Genomic DNA, 19,447 nt, shown 5'->3' on the forward strand with positions numbered 1-19,447 from the left:
CAAGCATGAGCGCTTTTAATTATACGCTCATGCTTGGCTTTATATTTTATTAAAATTTAGCTCTTAAGGTGAAAGTCACATTACGTGGTTCCCCCCAATAAACACCATTATAGAAACCTACATTTAAATAGTATTTTTCATCAAATAAGTTATTGATATTCACACTTGCAGTCAGCTCATCACTTAACTTATAACTGGCAAAAGCATTGGCCAATACATAGGCCTTTTGTGTGACTACACCACCGTTATAGGCATTTGCAGGAGCTCCTCCCCATTTTTGTGAAATTTCACTTTGCCAATTCAATCCACCACCTAATGTTAGCTTTTCTGAACCTGTCCAAAGATTTTCTGGAAGAGTAATACTACTAAATAACTTTACTTGGTTTTGAGGAATATTGCTTAAAGCATTGGCATTTGCAGAACTTACGCTATTTACATAGGTATAGCCGAAGCTAAGATTCCAATTTTCCTGTAACTTTCCAATGGCTTCTAACTCAAAGCCATTGACTTTCAGTCCTTTGCCCGATGACATATATGCAGTATCCATCTCATCTACTTTTGGAATAGTGCCATTTTTTACACCTTCACGATATTCAACATCTTCTACCGCAAGGTCTTTGACACTTGACCAAAATAAAGCAGCACTGGTCAATAACTTACCATCCAATAGATCTGCTTTAATCCCTAATTCTGTAGTGCTTCCCATTTCAGGATCTAGATAATCGCCGAAACGATCTCGTCTAGTGGATGGATTAAATACATTGGTGTAGCTGGTGTAGGCTGTATAAGTATCATTAATGTCGTACAAAATCCCTGCATAAGGCACCAATTGATCAAAGTTACGTGGCTTTGTAGGAGAAACAGGGGCATTAGGATTCCATTTATCGACTTTGTAATCATACGAGCTATAACGTGCGCCCAAAATTAACTTAAGCGGGTCAGCTAGATTTAAACGTAAAGTTGAATATACCCCGTAAAGCTCTGTGGTATTGGTACTTCCAGCTCCAGTTTTCTCATAGGTTGGTTTTGGAATATTACCTGTCCAATTACGATAATCAGGTATAGCTGCCGGATACTCGAGATTGCTTTTTACACTCAATGAGGTATTTTCACTTTTAAAACCACTATAACCAATAATTAAATCATGTTGGCGATTTAACAACTGAAATGGCCCTGTGGTATACAAATCAATATTGAGTTTTTTACTTTCAGCATAAGGGCTAACACTGGTCCATAGACTCAGCCCTTTTCCTGTGCTTGGGTCTGGAAAGCCACTACCACCATAAGCCACCATCCAACTATTATCCGAGGTGCTGTGGGCAATCGCTGCTTTAACCAGCCAGTCATTGGCAAAAGTATGTTCAATATCAGCAAAAACGGTTTTATCGGTATTAGCAATTGAACTCCAGTCCGCAGATAAACTAAAGTTTCGCGGAAAATTTGCTTTGCTTCCATCAGCATTGAAATATGGCACTGTACCCCACGTTGAGCCTTTAGGATCGTTGTCTTGATATTGAAATCCGACTGAGGCTGTTGTTGTTGGGGTTAAATCTGCACTGATAATCCCCATTGCGGCTGTGGACTTGAGCTTATAACGATCCATATAGGACTCTTTATCGGTATACGCTGCCATGAATCGACTTCGAACACTGCCATCTTGAGTCAGTGGAATGGATAGATCGGCTTCTACACGGGTATTGTCCCATGAGCCATAAGTTGAGCTGACATTGCCTTTAAACTCTTTTTCAGGACGCTTACGCACCATATTGATGGTTGCAGAAGGGCTGCCTGTTGAACCAGTTAAGCCAGAAGCACCTTTGATCACTTCAACTCGGTCAAAGAAAAAACTATCAAAGCGGGGAGCATTGTCTCCTACAGGCATACCATCAATTTGCCTATTGGTAATTTGAAAACCACGGGAATAGTAGTTAGAACGTTCACTGTCATTTTTAGTCGCGGTAACGCCTGGTGTTGCGGCAAGAACATCATCCAGAATGGTCAGCCCGCGTTGTTCAATTTGTTCACGGGTGACGACGCTTACAGATTGTGGTGTTTCTTTTAAAGATAATTTTAATTTTGATGAGCTTCTTGAAGATTTTGCTTTAAAACTTCCGCTTCCCTCAGTTTTTTCATCCTGAGCATCTGCTTTAACTGTAATGGTTGGGAGTACTGAAGTATTCGCTTCATTACTTTTTTGCTCTTGTGCAAAAGCACTATGGGAAATAGCACTGCAAATAAGAATTGATTTTATTGCAATGTTTAATGCCGTTTGTTTACGTAGATTGTCCATAAGAATAGAAATTGGTAAATAAGAATCGTTATTATTATCAATAAGAATACAAAAAGATACAAATAGAACATAATTTTTAAACTTTTTATTGGTGATATAAATACAAGATATAGTTGTTTTTTTAATTTAAATATATGATTTTTAAGTGTAAGTTGTGAAATATGGGTGTTATGTTTGGGTGTAAATTTACACTAATAAATTGTAAAATAAGAAGTTTATATTTTATTTATCATTGTGATTAACTATTGACTGAACCTTATTCTGATCTCGAATTGAAAGCTTATATTTTTTTCCATTGTCGGTTTTCTTCTGAAAAATTAACCAGAAAAGAAATACCTGATTCATCACCAACAAGATATGAGGATGGGTTTACCATCAGTACCTTTAATAAAGTCCCAGTTTCAATAGTAATTGGTTCTAAATTATCTTTATTTAAGGTAACGGGTTGGAGTAATTCAATGATTTCCACTTTGATACTAACCTATTGTTTGAACATAAAATTCTATAAATAATTATTGCACAGCGCAAAACGCTTTGCTGAGATACAGCGTTAAAAAACGCAACATTGATGGGGCTTTATGTAGCCTAAACATTTTTAAAGTTTCACTGTTGTATAAGGCTAAGTTTTCTCTCAGCGGAAAACTTAGCTTAGACAGTTTTAAATTTTATAAAGTAATCGTTGCACCAAGCGCTTTAACAAATTGGGCTAACCAAGCAGGATGTGCTGGCCATGCAGGTGCTGTTACCAGGTGTCCATCTGTGACTGCTTCAGTGACTGCAATATCTGCATATTGCCCACCTGCAAGTTTAACTTCTGCGGCACATGCAGGATAAGCGGAACATAAGCGTCCTTTTAATACATCGGCTGCGGCAAGCAGTTGCGCACCATGGCAAACAGCGGCAATTGGTTTTTGAATCGCATCAAACTCGCGAACAATTTCGATTACTCGATCATTCATACGTAAATATTCAGGTGCACGGCCACCCGGAATCACTAATCCAACGTAGTTTTCGCTGTTGACTTGGTTAAAGTCATAGTTAATTGCAAAGTTGTGACCACGCTTTTCGCTATAGGTTTGCTCACCTTCAAAATCATGAATCGCCGTTGCAATTGTATCGCCAGCTTTTTTATCAGGGCAGACTGCATGAACACTATAGCCCAATCCAGTGAGGAACTGAAAAGGAACCATGGTTTCATAATCTTCAACATAATCACCCACTAACATTAGAATTTGTTTAGACATTTTTACACCTTTTGTTTAAATTTTATGATTTATTTCATGTAAAATAGCATGCTCTAGTTGCAGTTTTAAGTTGAATTTATACGGCTTTAGTCTTAATTTAACAGACTTAACTGTAATAAAAATTGTATTCAGTGATGAATGAGAAAAATATGAAAAAGTATCTATTGGGTTTAGTGATTGCGGCGGCTACCATGAGCAGCCATGCTGCGGTAGAAGAAACAGTGTATAGAGGAATGGGCGAGGCATCTGCACAGTTTCCAAGCTTTAAAAAGATGCAAAAGCAGGGGCTAATCAATAAAAAACCGGATATTTCAAGAAATGATTATAATGATGTATATAAATTAAAAAAACCGCTTCAATTTATGGGACAAACGGTTGCACTGCTATCAGACGAATATATGACACAGTATGCTGGATGTTGTGTCAGTGAGGGTTGGGGAGCTGTTTTAGCTAAGAAGAGTGATATGAAACTCTTGACTCAATTTGCCAAAACCAACCAGTGTTCATTAAGCAAAGTAGAATCAGATGCCAGTAACTATTATGGTTTTAAACTGAAAGCATTACCAACAGCAGAATATTATGAGCTTTCTTGTCGTGAACGTGATTTAGAAAACCAGCAGTAAAATAGATAAATTAAGCTTTATAGAACGATCGCGATTTAAATCTCAGATTACATTATAAGTTTTCTCCCTCTTTGCTTTGTGTGATACACGGCATTGAGGGGGGGAGATGTCTTGACAGACTTTTTATGAATGAACCTGTGTAGGTGGTCTTGATCAATATCTACAAAATTAAAGCACCTGTACCAGCACCAATCACCATTAACCAAACTGGATGAACGTTTTTAAACAAACTTAGGCAAATAGTGATGGCGACGATTGCAATCAGTAAAATATTTTGAGCAGAGGCTTGGGCAATAATCCAAGCACTGACTAAAACCAAACCGACTGTAATAGGTTTTAACGCCTTTTCAAATTTCGCCCGAAGTGGATGACTTTTAAAATTATTCCAAAATTTAAGTGCATAAATGGTGATGATTGAAGACGGACCAAACTTTGCAAAAGACGTCACGATCAATCCCATAGGCCCTGCGACATGCCATCCCACCAAGGGAACAATCATCATGTTTGGACCTGGTGCAGCTTGCGCCATTGCAAACATAGAGCTGAATTGCTCAGCAGTCATCCATTGGTGGATCACAACCACCTGATGTTGCATTTCAGGTAAGATCGCATTCCCGCCACCAAAGGCCAATAAAGACAGTTGAGTAAACACTAAAGTCAGTGCAATGAGAACATACATCTTATTTTACTCCTGAGTCACTTTAGTTTGATTAAATGCTAAAACTGCCATATTCACGGTGATTAAAATCAACAGCGTCAGTGCCAAGGGCAATTTAATCAACAGCATAAAAATAATGGTCAAGATAATGGTGAAATAGGTCAGCTTACTTTTCATGATTGGTTTTAACATCTTAAAACCTGTAGCAAACAGTAGACCCGCAGCAGCGGCAGCTAAACCTTGAATCATGTGTTGCACCATTGGGATATCTTGAAAGCTGCTATATAGCTGGTACAACGAGATAACAATAATGGTCGGAGCCAGCATAAGACCAAATACCGCACTAATCGCACCTTTTACTCCAGCAAAATCATAACCAATCGCGACTGCCATATTTACAATATTCCCACCGGGTAAGATTTGGCAGACACCCAACAAGTCGGTAAATTTTTCAGATGTTAACCATTTCTGATCCTCTACAATTAAACGATGTGCGAGAGGGAGTACCCCACCAAATCCCATGAGGCCAAGTTTCATAAAGCCTAAAAATAATGCTTTGCAATTCGGTGTGGTCATGGACTGTTCCATTGGGATTGCTTCAATATTCATTTAGACCTCTTCAATTTGCTGTGATGTACTTGGCTTGAATATGATTATCTGCTTGTTGAGTCATAAAGAAAAATGCTATTTTTGCTGTTATTCATACCTAAAAAGTATGCTTTAAACGTGAATTAGCACGATAAAAATGAAAAGATCGATATTGAGGCGAAAAGATGATTGATATTCATAAGCTTAATGCGTTTGTCGCAGTGGTTGAGGAAAGTAATATTTCTCGGGCAGCGGTACGTCTGAATATGCAGCAACCGCCTTTAACACGGATTATCAAAAACTTAGAAGATGAATTAGACACAGATTTATTGAAACGTTTACCGCGTGGCGTAGAAGCAACTGAAGCGGGTAAGGCCTTATACCAAGAGGCACTTACCATACTTGCGCATGCACAGGCTATTCCCAAACGCGTGCAAAATATTTCTAAAGGTTTGGAAGGGCAAATCAATATTGGCTTTACCAACTCAGTTGGTTTACATTCTTTTTTACCTGCTTTACTGCGTAATTTTCGTGAAGTATTTTCTGCGGTGTCTATTCATTTGGAAGAAGATGGCAGTAGCTCATTGATTGATTCGATTATCAATGAAAAGAATGACATCGTTTTTTTGCGTAAGCCTGCGCCGATTGGTTTGGGACTCACCAGTTTGCATGTACTTGATGAGCCTTTAATTGTGGCACTGCCCAATAATCACCCCTTAGCCGAACATCCTGATGCTATCCAATTACTTGATTTAGAGCCTTATGATTTTGTACTGTATCGCCGTTTAGCAGGACAAGACTTGTTTGATAATATTTTGGCCAGCTGTTATCAGGCTGGGTTTAGTCCAAAGATCGTTCAAGAAGCTCCACGTTTAACGTCGAGTTTAAATTTGATTGCAGCAGGGATTGGTTTGTCGATTGTTCCAGAGGCCATTCGAGATTTTTGGAACAAGCAAATTATTTACAAAGCGCTTAAAGCGGATACGCCGTGTATTGCACCAATTTATGCAGTTTATAAGCAGGATGCAGAAAATATCCGTTTAAAACATATTTTAAATCTGCTCGTTTAATTTATAGGTTGACTTGCTAAAGCTCCAGCTAAATAAGTGGATTTATATATTTTGAATGTTTGAGCTATTTTGGAATAATTTATGCTTTGAAATTCTATCTTGAAAACAAAATCAGTGAATCATTGCATTTTTGCTACACATAAAGCCTGAGCTCAAGATTACTATTATTGTTTTAAAATCAAACCTTAGAAATAGAATTGAGGATATCGCTTTGAAACTTGGATTTGTAAAAAGTGTTTTAGCATCTGCAATCATGTTGTCATCTGCACCAGTATGGGCTGAATCAACAGGGCAAATCACTCAAACCACTTCAGCTATTGTGAAAGATCAAAAAAAATCGGGGATTGATCATCAATATTTTGATCAAAATGTAAAAGGAAATGATGATTTTTATCAACATGTAAATGGAGGATGGTTGAAAAATACCGAAATTCCTGCAGATAAATCACGTTGGGGAACTTTTGATATTTTGCATGAAGAATCATTAAAACAATTGCATGATATTGTCGATGAGCTTTCAAAACAGCAATTGGTGGAAGGAAGTTCAGAGCAAAAAGTGGCAAGTCTATATGCCAATTTTATGGATGAAAAAAGTATTGAAGCATTGGGTATTCAGCCGATTCAAGCGGAAATTACCAATGTTGATGCATTGAAAAGTAAAAAAGATATTGCACAATTGGCCGCACATTTTTCACGTATTGGTGTAACCAGCCCTTTTGATGTGGGTATTGACCAAGACATGAAAAACTCAACTGAAATGGTGGCAATGCTTGGGCAGAGTGGTTTAGGGTTACCTGATCGTGATTATTACTTAAAAAATGATGCCAAATTTAAGAAAATCCGTTCGCAATATTTAAAGTATATTGAAAAAACTTTAAGCCTAGCTGGAGACAAGCAAGCAGCACAGCATGCGCAAGGGATTTTAAAATTAGAAACGCAAATCGCCAAGATACAATGGAGTAATGTTCAAAACCGTGATGTAACAAAACTCTATAATATTTATAAAACACAAGACTTAGCCAAACTTAGTCCAAAAATTGATTGGCAAACCTATCTAGAAAAACAAGAATTGTCCGATAAGATTAAAACCATACAAGTCATTCAACCAAGTTACTTCAAAGGGTTAAGCCCAATTGTTGACAATACCTCATTAGAGGTTTGGAAAGCTTATTTTAAATTTCATTTAGTTAGTGATTTTTCATCATTGCTTAGTCAAGCTTTTGTCGATAACAGCTTTGATTTTTATAGCAAACAGCTCAGAGAAATCAAGGAACAGAAACCACGTTGGAAGCGTGGTGTGCAATTGGTTGAGGGAACTTTAGGTGAAAGTTTGGGCCAGATTTATGTGAAAAAGTATTTTTCTGCTGAGAAAAAACAACGCATGGAAGTCTTGGTGCAAAACTTAATGAAAGCTTATTCTCAAAGCATAGACAAACTGGATTGGATGAGCCCAACCACGAAAGTTCAGGCGCAGAAAAAGTTAGCAAGTTTTGCGGTGAAAATTGGCTATCCAAACAAATGGCGTGATTATTCAGCTTTAGAAATCAAAAATAATGACTTGATTGGAAATGTGATCCGTTCACGTGAATTTGAACATCAATATGCCTTGAATAAATTGGGCAAGCCTGTTGATCGTGATGAATGGGGCATGACACCGCAAACCATCAATGCTTATTACAATGCTTCATTAAATGAAATTGTCTTTCCAGCAGCAATTTTACAACCTCCATTCTTTGATATGGATGCCGATGATGCAGTGAACTATGGTGCGATTGGTGCAATTATCGGACATGAGATCAGTCATGGCTTTGATGACCAAGGTAGTCAGTTTGATGAATTGGGCAATATGAAAAATTGGTGGACGGCAGAAGACCATCGAAAATTTAAAGAAAAAACCAATACATTGGTTGCTCAATACAACGCTTATGAGCCAATCAAAGGCTATCATGTCAATGGTGAGTTAACTTTAGGCGAAAATATTGCTGATAACTCTGGATTGGCAATTGCTTATAAAGCTTATCAACTGTCTTTAAATGGCAAGGCTGCGCCAGTGTTGGATAATTTAACAGGTGAACAACGCTTTTATATTGGTTGGGCACAAGCATGGCGTTCTAAAATTACTGATGCAATGCAAGTTGAATTCTTAAAAAGAGATCCGCATTCACCTGATAAGGTTCGTGGCAATACTACCTTGCTAAATCAAGCGCCATTTTATGATGCTTTTCATATTCAGCAGGGCGATAAAATGTATTTACCTGCCAATAAACGCGTGACCATTTGGTAATAATCTGACCTAAAAGCCTGCCAAGCCGTATCAAGATTTGGCAGGCTTTTTTATATTTTTTTCACATGTCGTATAAAAAATGGTATTGGAATAGATGTCTAGATAGAGCTTTTTAAGATTTAACTTAATTGATTATCTCTAATCATTTTTTATGTGATTCTCTTATCACTTTATTTCGATAAATAGTCAATAAATTCAATGTAATAAGTTTGTTGTTTTGGGCATTTTAAGATATTTTTATGCATAAATATAATTGAGAAATGTCCGGTGAATTTAAAAACATTTTTATTATTGGGTGGGGTCGGTTTTGTATTGCAAGGTTGTACAACCATGAATACATCAACATCAGATGCTTTTAAACAATATGCTTCTGCTCAAGAACTCATTGATAAGCACAATATTAATGAAAACAATAGTGCATCTAAAGAATATATTTATGATTGGGGATCAAAACAAAGCGATCAGCAGGTGCCGTCTTTAACACCGAAAAGTTACTTAAGCCGTTATTGTAGCGCTAAAGGTGGTCATTTTTCTCAAGTGCAAAAAAGCACAATGAGTTCGGTTAAAGATATTTGGGCAAAAAAATTATTAAATACTTATAGCAGTGTTAAACAGGGGATCGGTGCATACCAATGTACTGAAAGTAATGGTCAGCAATGGTATGTATCCATCGAACCTTTATCTGAACGTAAACTTGATCAAACTGGAGCTCGGGTCGTAAATTTGCAAACCAAAGTTCTATCTTTGGATGAGCTTAATAAATTCTATAACAACAAAAGCAATATGGCGGCAGTTGCCCAAGAAAAGAAATCTAAAAATAGTCATTCAAAAAGCAGTGATGCAAAAAGCACTGATATAAAAATGAATAATTCAAAAAATGCTGCTATCAACAGCGTAGCAAAAACTACCCCTGTTAAAGTCTTGGAAGAAAAAAAGCCAGTCGCCGCAGTTACAGAAGAAGTAAAAGAAAAGCCTCAGCCTGAAAAAACAATAACGACACCGCAGTCACAACAGATGCAATTATATATTTCTGCACGCAAAGAGTTAGGGCGTGGGCAAAATCAGATCAATGCCTGTAACAATGCTGAACGTGCTTATAATTATGGGCGTTTGCATGGAACAAGTGGAATTAATGTCTATGCTGAGTCAGGTGTATTGGTAGCAAGATGTTTAACCAATGTGCCAAGTTATAGTCAGCGCTTTTCTAATCCGCAAGATCGAGCCAAACGAATTTTGCAGAATTTGGCGGGTAATCAAAATCATGCAGTTGCCAAACATATGCTAAAGCAGATTAAGTAATGGAATAAGGTGTTTCACCTCAACGAAGTGAAACACCCGAATAAATGAAAAGCGTTATTCATCATTCAACGAACATTCAAAACTACTCGGATTTTCTTTACAACGAACTTTTTTGAGGAAATTCATCATTTGTGGATCATAAATACCTGATTTAGTCAGTGCAATACGAGATTCACGCATCATTTTGATATAGTTCAGTTGTTCATTGGCAGGGATATTCATCCAATATTTTGCAGGAATTTCTTTTTCATATTTGGCTACGATGCTAAATGTTCTACCCAATTGGCTTGCGACCCAAGTTCGAGATTTTTGTCCAAAGCCTTGAGGGAATTTGTCTTTTCGAATAATAAAATTGGCCGAAATTTGAGTCAGTGGGAATTTTACGATGCCGCCTTTTTCTCCTAAGCCCTTATAAAGCTCAAAAGGTTTAAATGCAACAACAGGTGCAGGAAGGATATCAATTTCATGATTATTAAATTTAGCGCCTGCACTGGTGACATCAACAGAAACAGCTTGTGCACCCACTTGTTGAACCAATTTTGGTTGCGCTTCGTCATAACGGAACACCCCAATTTTTTTACCAGCAGCTTTGGCTAATGTATTGATATTTTTGTCATTTACAAATAGATATGCTGGGCCAATTGTACCTAATCCTGCAATTTCATAAGGGCCATTGACCATCTTTTCAGCTGCTCGGGGTAAAGACAATAATTTATAGGCTGAAATGGCTGTTTTCATATCCGTTAATGCACCGATCGCATCTAAGGAGCCAATATATTTATTAAATTGGCGACCACGTAAACCACTGATAATGGCACCATCACATTTACCCACTTTTAAGTCTTCTGCTGCGAGCCTTTCGTCAGTAACGGCTCTTAAATCTATATCAGCGCCCCAATTTTTTGCTTCAAGTGCATAATCTTTAGCTAGGGCATATGCATCACCTGCTTTACCAACCGGATCAAAAACACATACAACTTGCTTTGCTAAAGCAGGCATCGAAAGTGCGAATAAAGTAGTTAGTGTGAGAGCTTGAACCATTTTCATATATATTTCCCTATAAACAGTTATGGCATATCTTATTAAAACGTATGTGCTATTGATGAACTAATGACCAAGAGGATTGTTTTTTATGTCAAAAAATCCAACAAATGTAGGTTTTTGAGTGTAGGTTATTGATTGAGATTTGATTCATGTAATATTGGTCTTTTTAAATCTTTAATTAGTTTGAGCTAGATGATGGATTAAGAAAGTATTTTATTTTTGAAATTTAAGATGCTTTCTATTTTTTAATATAACCTAAATATTGAATCCAGTTTAGTACAGCAAATGAGATTATTTTCAGTAGATGTTGTTTACAGAGTCATAACAGGCGAACAGGTAGCGCTTGTGATACAAAGGATTTAATTTCGAATTGGACTTTGTTTATGTCACGCCAAATTTTCTCATCAATGCATTCTAAATTTTACCATATGGGTCGTTCTGTGTTTATGGCGACGGCATTAATGGGAACAACACAGTTTGCTGTCGCAGGGCCAACCGTTGATCAACTTAGTGATTGTTTGGTAAAAGCAACCACAGCAACAGATAAAACTACAGTATTACAGTGGACCTTTGCTGCACTATCTACACACCCTGATCTAAAAGCATTGAGTAATGTCAGTGATGCGCAAAGAACGCAACTTGATCAAAAGTTTGCTCAGGTTTTACAACGGGTGATTGTAGAGCAGTGTGCCGCACAGACCAAAGCAGTGATTGCAGCTGAAGGTGTGCAAGCAGTAGGTGACAGTTTCCAAGAGTTAGGTCGTACGACAGGCGAAGATATTATTAAAAACCCAGAAGTGAAAAAACAGTTACAGGGTGTATTGCGATATGTCGACTTAAATAAATTGGTGATGACTTTTTTAACCCCTGATATTTGGAATAAGTTGGGTGTGATTCGTCCATAAATCACTTTACCTTTACGGAGCAAGACTTCTTCTCTGTTTAAAGGAGTGGGAATCTTCATGACTCAATTGAAGTCATTATAGAAATCTCAAAGCAGCTCCTCTTACTATTGAAAGGGTTTGGGGAGTGGAATGAATGCATCAAGAAAGCTTGTTTAAAGTTAGATTATTAAAATTAGATTGAGTTTTGGTCTGTAAAAAATTGGTGATTGAGGGTATTTAAAAGATCGGGTTTTTTCAGTGATTGCATGTTATCTTGATGATTTGATTCAAAGAAAGCTTTAGGTCAATTTAATGAATTTTGAAAAACTCTTTTTATATAAACAATGGTCAGATCAGCGTTTATTTAAAGCCATAGATCAAATTGATCAAGTGCAATATTTAGAAGATTATAATTTTGCCAAGCAACAATTCAATCATATGATCATTGTCGAAGAGTTATTTAGATCTCGGCTAGAAAACAAAAAAGCGTTGCACAGTCAAACCAATACAGAATTTTTACCATCCTTAGATGAACTTAAACATCGAATTGCTGAATCATATTTATGGTTTATTGAATTTGTACAAAATATTCAATCGGAGCAACTTGCAGAAATTATTCATTTTCAATTTATAGATAAAAAAACGGGTAGCCTATCAATAGAAGAGATCCTCTTTCATATCATCAATCATGGAACATACCATAGAGGCAATATTGCGCATGCTTTACATCATGCTCAGGTGGTTCATCCTGCCGATACATATACGGTCTTTATTCATCAGTATGAACCTGAGCGTAGAGTGGGATAAATCGTTATCATGATATATGTAAGGTGTTGAATTAAAAAATTTAAGTGAATAGATAAATAAACATGGACAAGAAAGCAGTCAAAATTTTACTTAAAACCATTAAAAGCTCGCAGGATCAAAATTTAGAGCGCTGGTTTTACTGGGATACATATATGCAATTCATTACTGAAGATGAGTTTGAATATGCAAAAAGCCATTCCGTTATGTTTGAACAAGAAAAAATAAGTCACAATGAAATCTGTCGAAGAATAAAGACAGCAGTTAATCAAATTGAAAAGCAATCTGTGGTGGATGCATTTATTTACAGTCTAAGTACAAGACGATTGGAGTATCGATCTTTTTTATCAAGTTACTGTATTGGTAAAAGTTTGATTGAACATGACTTTGTTTCCAGTCCAGAACCAAACTCAAATATATGTGCAGTTTGTGGGCTATATACGTATGAGTTTGAAAGACTCATTGAGTTTAATACACTTAATTTCTTTAAATACAAACATGGAAGCTGTACAGATAATTTGATTTCTGTTTTATTTGATTTGGAACAATTTCTTAAATTTCCTGTCGTTGAACCAAGCGATGAAGATTACAACATTCTAAATGAACTCAAAACAATAATAGAGACAGCTCAACCCAATGACAGAATAGCTCAACTTAAAAAGAGTATTTCTAAAGCACTCAAGTCCAATGACGACGAGCGTTTGGGGCTTTTAGAGATTTTTGGAGTGATTGGTATTTTGCATGATGATAAGCATTTTGGCTATGCAGATAAATATGTGACTTATCCAGAAAAGGTACATCGCCCAATTAGAAATGATGATGTGAACTATCCAACACGATGGTGGCAAGGCCAGTTTGGCGTTGATGGTGAGAAATGGGATTATTGGTTTAAGAGTAAATAATAGACATTGAATAATTCATTAAAAAGGTAGATCAATGTCAGAAAGTGATTTTTCTGTTATCTCAATTGATCTTTTTTTATATTCAATTTCTTCTACCTGACGTTGAACTTGACCAATTAACTTATAGTTAGCTTCTAAAAAAATTTGAACAGCACTTAAGGCCGCTTTTTGTAAAGTATATTCCGATAAAGCACCATCAGGAATAAAACGTTTAAATGTAGAAGTCGAATCTTCATCATAAATATCAATTTCACAAATTTTTCTAAATGACATAAGAGCCGTTTCTAAAATTTGAGCGTTATCGCATTTTATTTCTGCAAATACATCTCTATCATCATCATATAAATATATTTCAGCATCTGAAATTCGAGGATTTAGTTGACTATTTAAGGAAATTTTATTACTCAATTTTGCAGCATACAAAGGTTCCCACCAAGCATTCCAATTTATATTGTGTGCTTCTAAGTCAAAATTATAAAAATTAATTAGTTCTTTAATAACTGGTTCAATACAAAGTATGCTCATAAAACCAGATTCTGTAGATTCTCCATTCATAATTAAACTTTCTGTAACGATTCCTATAACGTGCCCACTTTTTTCTAAGACAGGACCTCCACTGAATCCGCCTCTAGCTATAGTTGATACAATAAGATGTGGATATTGTGAATGATGTACGTCAATAACAGCATTTACTCTAGCTTTTGAAGTAATTTGTATTGGAGCTATAGTAAAAGGAATTGGTGGATATCCTATTATTAAGACTTCATCTAAGATGTAGGTATTATCATTAATACGATAACTAGTCATTTCATTTAAGTTTAGCACTGGTAAGTCGATTCCTAATAAATCGACTTTTAATAAGGCTATATCTAGCTCTTTATCCTTAGGGAAATGTGGTCCATCAATTATTTTAAAATAATATGGATTACGAATGGTTTCGGACAACTCCTCAAATTTACCTTCCTGATAATTTTCGATAATGCGCTTTGTTGTTGCTATTTCTTTTATTTCTTTTCCTTCTACAACATGTCTTGCTGTGACGAAGATACCATCTCCGACATGAAAAGCTGTTCCGATTCCTTCATTTCCTGTTTTGTCATCAATAACTGCTATAAATGCAATTGCACTTGAAGATTCTATATATAGTTTTTTGAAATCTATTTCGTCTCTATTCAATTTTAGATCCTATGGCTAAATAAAACCTCACATTTGTGAGGTTTTATAACATAAAATCAATTAATTATCGAATAAATCAACCAATCAATTTCTTCATCAATTCATTGACTTGAGCTGGGTTGGCTTTACCACGAGAGGCTTTCATCACTTGACCGACTAGACCGTTGAATGCTTTGTCTTTACCAGATTTATACTCTTCAACCATCTTCTCATTGGCAGCAAGCACTTCTTTGATAATGGCTTCAATGGCACCTGTATCAGTTTCCTGTTTCAAGCCTTTTTCAGCAATGATGTCATCTGCAGTTTTGCCTTCTTCCCACATAAAGCCAAACACTTGCTTGGCAATCTTACCGCTAATGGTATTGTCAACAATACGTGCGATCATCCCACCCAGTTGTTCTGCTGAAACAGGAGAGTCTTGAAGTTCAAGGCTGGCTTTATTTAAAGCACCTGAGAATTCACCCATCACCCAGTTTGCAGCCACTTTACCTTGAGCCGTGCCGCCAGAAGCCGTAACAACCGCTTCATAGAAATCAGCCAATTCACGAGATAGAGTCAGTACATGTGCATCATATTCAGTTACAGCAAAGTCAGCGATAAAACGCGCACGACGTGCTTTAGGTAACTCTGGAAGTGCAGCACGAGCAGCTTCAATTTGCTCATTTGCAATGATCACTGGAAGCAAGTCAGGGTCAGGGAAGTAACGGTAATCGTTGGCTTCTTCCTTAGAACGCATTGAACGTGTTTCCATTTTGTTCGGATCGAACAAACGAGTTTCTTGATCAATACGACCGCCATCTTCCAAGATGTCCATTTGACGTTGAATTTCAACATTGATGGCTTGTTCGATAAAACGGAATGAGTTGAGGTTTTTTAACTCACAACGGGTACCAAATGGTTGCCCCGGACGACGTAACGATACGTTACAGTCAGCACGGAATGAACCTTCAGCCATGTTACCGTCAGAAATCCCTAACCAGCGCACCAAAGTGTGAATCGATTTGATATAAGCAACAGCTTCTTCAACCGAACGCATATCAGGTTCAGACACGATTTCAAGTAAAGGTGTGCCAGCACGGTTTAAATCGATGCCTGACATGCCTTCGAATTGATCATGAATCGATTTACCAGCATCTTCTTCCAAATGCGCACGAGTCACGCCTATACGCTTCACTGTGCCATCTTCAAGCTGGATATCGATATGACCTAGCCCAACGATAGGATTGTCCATCTGGCTGATCTGGTAGCCTTTTGGCGAGTCTGGGTAAAAGTAGTTCTTACGCGCAAATACAGAGGCTTGGTCGATATAGGCATCAATCCCCAAACCAAAACGAATTGCAAGATCAACCACTTCTTGGTTTAGCACAGGAAGTACACCCGGCATTGCTAAATCAACAAGGCTGGCTTGAGTATTCGGGTCTTGACCAAATTCAGTTGATGAACCTGAAAAGATTTTAGACTGAGTTGCAAGCTGTGTGTGAATCTCAATACCAATAACGACTTCCCAACCGTCAATCAGCTTTGACACGGATGGTGCTAACTTTTGAGCTTCAGTCATTATGCATTCTCCTCAGCAATAGCCGCACGTTTAGTATGCCAATCTGTATTTTGTTGATATTGATGCACAATTGAAAGTAATTGTGATTCTGACCAATAGTTACCAATTAACTGTAAACCTACTGGGAGATTATTCGTATCAAAACCAACAGGTGCGTTAATGGCTGGTAAGCCCGCCAAGTTCACCGCAAGTGTATAGATATCGCCTAAATACATTTCGGTTGGACTCAAGTTCGCACCGATTTTGTATGCTGTCGTTGGTGCAGATGGTGCTGCAATCACATCGACATTCTCAAAAGCTTTTAAGAAATCCTGTTGGATTAAACGACGAACTTTTTGTGCTTTCACATAATAAGCATCGTAATAACCAGCAGAAAGCGCATAAGTTCCAATCAAGATACGACGTTGTACTTCTGCACCAAACGCTTCTGAACGAGAGCGTTTATAGAGATCTAAAATATCCGTTGGGTTTTCACAACGGTAGCCATAGCGAACACCGTCATAACGTGACAAGTTAGAAGACGCTTCCGCAGGCGCGATCAAGTAATAAGTTGGTACATAGGCTTCAGTCATGTTGAGGTCAATTTCAACCAATGTCGCGCCCATGTCTTGTAATTTTTTCAAAGATTCTTCAACACGTGCCTTAACTTCTGCATCGAGACCTTGAACATTGAAGTATTGTTTTGGAATACCAATACGTAAACCTTTCACTGCTGTTGCATTTAAGTTTGCAACATAGTCATCTACTTCTTTGTTGATTGAAGTTGAATCTTTGAGGTCATGTCCAGCAATGGTGTTCATCAAAAAAGCACAGTCTTCAGCAGAACGTGCCATTGGGCCACCTTGATCCAGTGATGATGCAAACGCAATCATCCCGAAACGAGAGACACGGCCATAGGTCGGTTTAAGACCAGTTAAGCCACAGAAAGAAGCCGGCTGGCGAATTGAACCACCTGTGTCGGTACCTGTTGCAAGCGGTGCAAGATCAGCCGCGACAACAGCCGCAGAACCACCAGAAGAGCCACCAGGAACATGTTCTAAGTTCCATGGGTTTTTAGTCGCGCCGTAGAATGAACTTTCAGAGGTTGAACCCATTGCGAATTCATCCATGTTCACTTTACCTAAAGTCACTAGGCCAGCTGCTTTGGCTTTCGCCACCACAGTTGCATCATAAGGTGAAATGAAGTTGTCCAACATTTTTGAACCCGCAGTGGTTTTAATCCCTTGGGTACAGAAAATATCTTTATGCGCCAGTGGAACACCAGTCAATACGCCAGCAGTTCCAGATTTTAGTAAGTTGTCAGCAGCATCAGCTTGAGCCAATGCTTGTTCGGGAGTGACCGTTACATACGATTTGACACGATCATCAATTTTCGCAATACGGTCCAAATAATGCTGAGTCAATTCACGAGATGAAAATTGGGCAGATTTTAAGCCTTCTGTCATTTCACGAATCGATAAACGGTGTAAATCAGTCATGAGTACAATTCTTTACGATTAATTTTTTAAAATAAGTTCATTTGATCAAATATTATTCAATCACTCTCGGAACGAGGTACAAACCATCCTGAGTTGCAGGAGCAATGGCTTGATATTCTTCACGATGGTTCGCTTCAGTCACGACATCTGGACGAAGTGGTTGCGGATTATCAAATGGGCTCTTAAGTGGCTCAACACCATCGGTATTGATCGCTTTTAAGGTCTCCATCATCCCTAAGATTTTATTTAAACTTTGAGCATATTCAGCAGATTGCGTATCATTCAGCGACAATCGAGCAAGATTGGCGATTTGCGATACAGTTTGTGCATTTAATTCTGCAGAATGCTGAACATCTGAACTTGACATGATGTCTCACCTAATCAGTTTTAAAAAAATTCAAAATATCGTGCGTTATAATAAGCGATTGACTTGTTCAAATCATCACATTTAGTTAAAGTTGCCATCTTGCGTCCATATAAAGTTTAAACTGAGAACGACCCGTGATTCTAAAACGACTAATTGGCTTGTTTTCGCCAGATCTAGCCATTGATTTAGGTACTGCAAATACACTTATTTATGCACCAGGAAGGGGCATTATATTAAACGAACCGACAGTTGTGGCGATTCGTCACAGTGGTTCGCAGAAAATTGTTGCAGCTGTGGGTTTAGATGCTAAGCAAATGCTTGGTCGTACCCCAGCCAATATTTCTGCAATCCGTCCGATGAAAGATGGTGTTATTGCAGATTTCGAAGTTACTGAAACCATGTTAAATCAATTTATTGGTAAAGTGCATGAAAAACGTTTATTTCCACCTGCACCTCGTGTAGTGGTATGTGTACCATGTAAATCAACATTGGTAGAACGCCGTGCGATTCGTGAAGCTGTGTTTAACGCAGGTGCACGTGATGTACGTTTGATTGAAGAGCCTATGGCTGCTGCGATTGGGGCGGGTATGCCTGTTGAGCAAGCGTGTGGTTCTATGGTCGTAGATGTGGGGGGTGGTACAACTGAAATTGCCATCATTTCTTTACAAGGTTGTGTGTACGCAGATTCTTTACGTATTGGCGGTGATGTTTTTGATGAACAAATTATTAACTATGTACGTAAAGCACATGGTTGTGTAATTGGTGAAACAACGGCTGAAACTATCAAAAAAGAAGTGGGCATGGCTGTTGCTGATGGCACAACTTTAGAAATTGAAGTTCGTGGTCGTAACCTTGCTGAAGGTGTACCGCGTGCTATTACGGTAACTTCAGATGAAATTACCCAAGCGATTTCTGATCCATTACAAAGTATTGTTTCTGCTGTGAAATCGGCACTTGAGCAAACTCCACCTGAGTTATCTTCTGATATCGCAGAGCGTGGTATTGTGTTGACAGGTGGTGGTGCATTACTACGTAACCTAGATAAGTTGCTTGCTCAAGAAACAGGTTTACCTGTTGTTGTAGCAGAAGATCCTTTAACTTGTGTAACGCGTGGTGGCGGTAAAGTCTTAGAATTCTTTGACAATCCAAACCATGATATGCTTTTTGTAGGCTAAACT

The 19,447-nt window shown here is 37.8% G+C and carries 18 protein-coding genes; 8 read left to right on the forward strand and 10 right to left on the reverse strand.

Going from position 1 to position 19,447, the window contains the following annotated elements; all coding sequences use genetic code 11:
• Positions 1-49: 49 nt before the first annotated feature.
• From ACQ7EO_RS05675 to ACQ7EO_RS05685, 3 genes are all read right to left on the reverse strand, one after another.
• Positions 50-2,290, reverse strand: a complete 2,241-nt coding sequence (locus ACQ7EO_RS05675; RefSeq protein WP_434279114.1) for a TonB-dependent siderophore receptor — start codon at positions 2,288-2,290, stop codon at positions 50-52.
• A gap of 280 nt (positions 2,291-2,570) precedes the next feature.
• Positions 2,571-2,759: a hypothetical protein gene (locus ACQ7EO_RS05680; protein ID WP_004823360.1), complete on the reverse strand. Its 189-nt coding sequence runs from the start codon at positions 2,757-2,759 to the stop codon at positions 2,571-2,573.
• A 196-nt stretch (positions 2,760-2,955) separates the two neighbouring features.
• Positions 2,956-3,534, reverse strand: a complete 579-nt coding sequence (locus ACQ7EO_RS05685) for a DJ-1/PfpI family protein (protein ID WP_434279115.1) — start codon at positions 3,532-3,534, stop codon at positions 2,956-2,958.
• A 149-nt stretch (positions 3,535-3,683) separates the two neighbouring features.
• Here ACQ7EO_RS05685 and ACQ7EO_RS05690 point away from each other — a divergent pair, with 149 nt between their 5' ends.
• On the forward strand, positions 3,684-4,157 hold the full coding sequence (locus ACQ7EO_RS05690; RefSeq protein ID WP_434279116.1) for a hypothetical protein: 474 nt from the start codon (positions 3,684-3,686) through the stop codon (positions 4,155-4,157).
• 160 nt (positions 4,158-4,317) lie between these two features.
• Here ACQ7EO_RS05690 and ACQ7EO_RS05695 read toward each other — a convergent pair whose 3' ends face one another.
• Both ACQ7EO_RS05695 and ACQ7EO_RS05700 read right to left on the reverse strand, forming a co-directional pair.
• Positions 4,318-4,836 (reverse strand): chromate transporter, encoded by a 519-nt coding sequence (locus ACQ7EO_RS05695; protein ID WP_004823357.1) that lies wholly within the window; start codon positions 4,834-4,836, stop codon positions 4,318-4,320.
• 6 nt (positions 4,837-4,842) lie between these two features.
• Positions 4,843-5,424: a chromate transporter gene (locus ACQ7EO_RS05700; RefSeq protein WP_434279117.1), complete on the reverse strand. Its 582-nt coding sequence runs from the start codon at positions 5,422-5,424 to the stop codon at positions 4,843-4,845.
• 164 nt (positions 5,425-5,588) lie between these two features.
• Between ACQ7EO_RS05700 and ACQ7EO_RS05705 the strand changes: the two genes are divergently transcribed.
• The 3 genes from ACQ7EO_RS05705 (at position 5,589) to ACQ7EO_RS05715 (ending at position 10,056) form a co-directional block, all read left to right on the forward strand.
• Positions 5,589-6,473, forward strand: coding sequence for a LysR family transcriptional regulator (locus tag ACQ7EO_RS05705; RefSeq protein ID WP_004717443.1), 885 nt, complete (start codon positions 5,589-5,591; stop codon positions 6,471-6,473).
• Between the two features lie 211 nt (positions 6,474-6,684).
• Positions 6,685-8,757, forward strand: coding sequence for a M13 family metallopeptidase (locus ACQ7EO_RS05710; RefSeq protein ID WP_434279118.1), 2,073 nt, complete (start codon positions 6,685-6,687; stop codon positions 8,755-8,757).
• Positions 8,758-9,024: 267 nt separating this feature from the next.
• On the forward strand, positions 9,025-10,056 hold the full coding sequence (locus ACQ7EO_RS05715; RefSeq protein ID WP_434279119.1) for a hypothetical protein: 1,032 nt from the start codon (positions 9,025-9,027) through the stop codon (positions 10,054-10,056).
• Positions 10,057-10,110: 54 nt separating this feature from the next.
• On the opposite strand, the gene ACQ7EO_RS05720 is transcribed toward ACQ7EO_RS05715, so the two are convergent.
• The gene (locus ACQ7EO_RS05720; protein WP_419285625.1) at positions 10,111-11,097 is read right to left on the reverse strand and encodes a putative solute-binding protein; all 987 of its coding nucleotides are present in this window, start codon (positions 11,095-11,097) and stop codon (positions 10,111-10,113) included.
• Positions 11,098-11,483: 386 nt separating this feature from the next.
• Between ACQ7EO_RS05720 and ACQ7EO_RS05725 the strand changes: the two genes are divergently transcribed.
• The 3 genes from ACQ7EO_RS05725 (at position 11,484) to ACQ7EO_RS05735 (ending at position 13,690) form a co-directional block, all read left to right on the forward strand.
• The gene (locus tag ACQ7EO_RS05725) at positions 11,484-12,005 is read left to right on the forward strand and encodes a hypothetical protein (protein ID WP_434279120.1); all 522 of its coding nucleotides are present in this window, start codon (positions 11,484-11,486) and stop codon (positions 12,003-12,005) included.
• A 291-nt stretch (positions 12,006-12,296) separates the two neighbouring features.
• Entirely contained in the window at positions 12,297-12,791 is a 495-nt protein-coding gene (locus tag ACQ7EO_RS05730; protein ID WP_434279121.1) for a DinB family protein, read from the forward strand.
• 62 nt (positions 12,792-12,853) lie between these two features.
• Positions 12,854-13,690 carry a hypothetical protein gene (locus ACQ7EO_RS05735; protein WP_434279122.1) on the forward strand — a complete coding sequence of 279 codons (837 nt, stop codon included), beginning with the start codon at positions 12,854-12,856 and terminating at the stop codon, positions 13,688-13,690.
• An 18-nt stretch (positions 13,691-13,708) separates the two neighbouring features.
• Here the strand turns inward: ACQ7EO_RS05735 and ACQ7EO_RS05740 are convergent, their stop codons facing one another.
• The 4 genes from ACQ7EO_RS05740 to gatC all read right to left on the reverse strand — a co-directional run bounded on the left by ACQ7EO_RS05740 (position 13,709) and on the right by gatC (position 18,269).
• Complete coding sequence (locus tag ACQ7EO_RS05740) at positions 13,709-14,866, reverse strand: S1 family peptidase (protein ID WP_434279123.1); 1,158 nt, start codon at positions 14,864-14,866, stop codon at positions 13,709-13,711.
• A 76-nt stretch (positions 14,867-14,942) separates the two neighbouring features.
• Positions 14,943-16,424, reverse strand: a complete 1,482-nt coding sequence (gene gatB, locus ACQ7EO_RS05745; RefSeq protein ID WP_434279124.1) for an Asp-tRNA(Asn)/Glu-tRNA(Gln) amidotransferase subunit GatB — start codon at positions 16,422-16,424, stop codon at positions 14,943-14,945.
• Positions 16,424-17,902, reverse strand: coding sequence for an Asp-tRNA(Asn)/Glu-tRNA(Gln) amidotransferase subunit GatA (gene gatA / locus ACQ7EO_RS05750; RefSeq protein ID WP_004717425.1), 1,479 nt, complete (start codon positions 17,900-17,902; stop codon positions 16,424-16,426). Before gatA ends, gatB begins: the two co-directional genes overlap by 1 nt.
• Positions 17,903-17,954: 52 nt before the next feature.
• Positions 17,955-18,269 (reverse strand): Asp-tRNA(Asn)/Glu-tRNA(Gln) amidotransferase subunit GatC, encoded by a 315-nt coding sequence (gatC, locus tag ACQ7EO_RS05755; RefSeq protein WP_004717422.1) that lies wholly within the window; start codon positions 18,267-18,269, stop codon positions 17,955-17,957.
• A 134-nt stretch (positions 18,270-18,403) separates the two neighbouring features.
• On the opposite strand from gatC, the gene ACQ7EO_RS05760 reads away from it, so the two are divergent.
• Positions 18,404-19,444 (forward strand): rod shape-determining protein, encoded by a 1,041-nt coding sequence (locus ACQ7EO_RS05760; protein ID WP_004717418.1) that lies wholly within the window; start codon positions 18,404-18,406, stop codon positions 19,442-19,444.
• Positions 19,445-19,447: the final 3 nt, after the last annotated feature.

The sequence above is a fragment of the Acinetobacter sp. CE-15 genome (assembly GCF_051059255.1).
Taxonomy (GTDB): Bacteria; Pseudomonadota; Gammaproteobacteria; order Pseudomonadales; family Moraxellaceae; genus Acinetobacter; species Acinetobacter guillouiae.

Bases quoted from the DNA above. Each gene is read 5' to 3' on its own strand.
- ACQ7EO_RS05690 (WP_434279116.1), top strand. From the start codon at position 3,684: ATGAAAAAGTATCTATTGGGTTTAGTGATTGCGGCGGCTACCATGAGC.
- ACQ7EO_RS05695 (WP_004823357.1), bottom strand. From the start codon at position 4,836: ATGTATGTTCTCATTGCACTGACTTTAGTGTTTACTCAACTGTCTTTA.
- gatC (WP_004717422.1), bottom strand. From the start codon at position 18,269: ATGTCAAGTTCAGATGTTCAGCATTCTGCAGAATTAAATGCACAAACT.
- ACQ7EO_RS05700 (WP_434279117.1), bottom strand. From the start codon at position 5,424: ATGAATATTGAAGCAATCCCAATGGAACAGTCCATGACCACACCGAAT.
- gatB (WP_434279124.1), bottom strand. From the start codon at position 16,424: ATGACTGAAGCTCAAAAGTTAGCACCATCCGTGTCAAAGCTGATTGAC.
- ACQ7EO_RS05685 (WP_434279115.1), bottom strand. From the start codon at position 3,534: ATGTCTAAACAAATTCTAATGTTAGTGGGTGATTATGTTGAAGATTAT.
- ACQ7EO_RS05725 (WP_434279120.1), top strand. From the start codon at position 11,484: ATGTCACGCCAAATTTTCTCATCAATGCATTCTAAATTTTACCATATG.
- ACQ7EO_RS05705 (WP_004717443.1), top strand. From the start codon at position 5,589: ATGATTGATATTCATAAGCTTAATGCGTTTGTCGCAGTGGTTGAGGAA.
- ACQ7EO_RS05735 (WP_434279122.1), top strand. From the start codon at position 12,854: ATGGACAAGAAAGCAGTCAAAATTTTACTTAAAACCATTAAAAGCTCG.
- ACQ7EO_RS05720 (WP_419285625.1), bottom strand. From the start codon at position 11,097: ATGGTTCAAGCTCTCACACTAACTACTTTATTCGCACTTTCGATGCCT.
- ACQ7EO_RS05730 (WP_434279121.1), top strand. From the start codon at position 12,297: ATGAATTTTGAAAAACTCTTTTTATATAAACAATGGTCAGATCAGCGT.
- ACQ7EO_RS05675 (WP_434279114.1), bottom strand. From the start codon at position 2,290: ATGGACAATCTACGTAAACAAACGGCATTAAACATTGCAATAAAATCA.
- gatA (WP_004717425.1), bottom strand. From the start codon at position 17,902: ATGACTGATTTACACCGTTTATCGATTCGTGAAATGACAGAAGGCTTA.